Genomic DNA, 2,195 nt, shown 5'->3' on the forward strand with positions numbered 1-2,195 from the left:
ACCGCTTTTCTTGACCTCGTTGATTATATAGGTCACGCAGTCCTCTACGGACTTTGAGGGGTTTGCGAACTTGACGGCGAAAAGCACGTCATTCTCGGCTCTCTTTTCAAGGTAGTGACGGATAGTGTCCGCAAATGCCATAGTACCTTTGTTTTCATTCTTGTTTGCCATAGTCGTAATATTTTAGAGTGTCATTAACCAATAGATTATCGCTATCATCGTCAGTATGGAGATTAGCCACCCCACACCTCGGAGTATCGGTCGGACTACAACCCACATTATCAGAGCCACTATTAAGCCGATTATGCAACCAACCACTTTCGCCAACCCTTTGATTATGCGGTATTGATGGGAGGTTTGGTGAGCTTCGCTTCGACCTAAATTTCTATGTTGTTTTGTAGCTGTCATATCGGTGGGTACTTTTTTTTAACCATGCGTCCAATGACGGTGTGGCTGTATGAGTTGCTCGACGCCTCAATGACGTATGGCGACAAAAAAGGAATGTTCAGGCAGGCAGGAACAAATACTACCTCCGCAGGAGCGTGGAGATTTTTCCATGACTGAATGAACATTCCTTAGCCATACGTTTAATCAGGCGAGCTACTTATACTTGCCCATCTGTTATTGTGATGCTATGATTGAAAACGGTACCCCCGATATGACAGCCCGAAACAACATATAGACCCGGCAACCGTCAGTGTTGCCGATGGTTCTGAACCCTCTGAAAAAGAATGATTGAAAAACTGATAATGGCACAGTCCAATCCCGATAAGGCATAGTCTATGATTTCACATCATTGTCTATGCCCGTGGATTGCAACAACAAGCGGAGAGTGGCGTGGCGGTCTTGGTCCATTCATGGCTGACTGCCACACCTCTCTCCGCTTTCAAACGGTATGAAACAATTAAAGGAGATGATACCCCGTGTGGGAAATATCATCTCCTTTATCTTTTAATGCAGAACTGCTCAGATTGCTTCCTTGTCTGATTCTTCCTTGACCTTCTGCTTTTTCGGTTTGCCGAGGTTCATGGTGTCCCTGATGCTGTTCATGTCACGCAGGATTGATGAGTCAAGCACTCTGGCGTAACGCTCGGTCATTTTAACGCTGGCGTGTCCGAGCATCTTCGACACGTTTTTCAGACTAACGCCTTGCGAAAGGCAGACGGTGGCGTATGTGTGCCGGGCCACATGGGTGGTGAGATACTTGTCAATCTTGCAGATTGTGGCAATCTCTTTCAGATAGCGGTTCATCACCTGATTGCTCGGAATGGGGAGCAACACACCTTTTTTCGCCGCCTTCTTGTCGCCGCGATATTTCTCTATTATTTCAAGAGGAATATCCAGCAGGGGAATATTGCTCATTTGGCGCGTCTTCTGACGGGGCTTGCGTATCCACTTATTCCCCTCGTTGTCGGTCACGATATGTTCCTCGGTAAGCTGGGAAACATCAGTGAAGGCAAGGCCAGTGAACGCCGACATCAGAAACATATCACGCACCACCTCCAATCGCTTGCTTCCCGGATCACATTCATAGATGCGGTTGACTTCCTCGATAGTGAGAAACTCCGGGTCGGTGGGTTCCTCGCGGAATTTAATTCCGGCAAACGGATCTTTGTGTATCCAGTCGTTGGCGATGCAGCGGTTTGTAATCTTCTTCAACGCCTTCATGTAGCGGATAAGCGTGTTCTGGCAAAGGTCTTTCTCCGTTTTGAGATAGACCTCGTAGGCGCGGATTACCTCGCCGGTAAAATCCGAAAGGGGCAGGTCGGGCACATCGTATTTCTCCTTTATCATTTCGCAGAGGTAACGCTTCATCGACTCGTAGCGTCTGACGGTAATCTTCACAAAGTCCTTGCCGATTAGTTTCTCCGCTTCTTCGTTGTGTTCCTGAATTACTTGAAGGATTGTCCGCTCCTGTTTGCGAACCTGTCCGATGCCGTAGAAACGCTGTTGAACCACAGCGGGAGTGATTTCCTCGCCGTTCTGCTGAAGCTCGGTTATTATCTGGTGGATTTTGATGCGGGCTTCCTCGATAAAACGGTTGAGGTCAACGGCAGTCTTGCTCGTGCCTTTCGCACGTTCCTTTGACTGATCCCACAGATTGGGAAGGATACTTTTGCGGATATTATTTTCTACGCGCTGTCCGTCCACAGTGATACGCATACTCACAGAGGCTTCTCCGCTCTTGAGTAGCT

General features: G+C 48.0%; 3 protein-coding genes. 1 reads left to right on the forward strand and 2 read right to left on the reverse strand.

Annotation, left to right across the window (positions count from 1 at the left end; all coding sequences use genetic code 11):
- Nucleotides 1–171 (reverse strand): Cas9 inhibitor AcrIIA9 family protein (locus tag JX312_RS12555; protein WP_239653917.1); only part of this gene is annotated, 171 nt, incomplete at its 3' end.
- Nucleotides 172–432: 261 nt separating this feature from the next.
- Between JX312_RS12555 and JX312_RS14255 the strand changes: the two genes are divergently transcribed.
- Nucleotides 433–564: a hypothetical protein gene (locus JX312_RS14255; protein ID WP_255563928.1), complete on the forward strand. Its 132-nt coding sequence runs from the start codon at nucleotides 433–435 to the stop codon at nucleotides 562–564.
- A 402-nt stretch (nucleotides 565–966) separates the two neighbouring features.
- On the opposite strand, the gene JX312_RS12560 is transcribed toward JX312_RS14255, so the two are convergent.
- On the reverse strand, nucleotides 967–2,195 hold a 1,229-nt coding region (locus JX312_RS12560; protein WP_204458237.1), incomplete at its 5' end, for a site-specific integrase.

This window comes from Barnesiella sp. CU968 (genome assembly GCF_905219685.1).
In the GTDB taxonomy this organism is placed as follows: domain Bacteria; phylum Bacteroidota; class Bacteroidia; order Bacteroidales; family Muribaculaceae; genus Lepagella; species Lepagella muris_A.

Coding starts and splice junctions, on each gene's coding strand:
- JX312_RS14255 (WP_255563928.1), top strand. CDS start 433: ATGCGTCCAATGACGGTGTGGCTGTATGAGTTGCTCGACGCCTCAATG.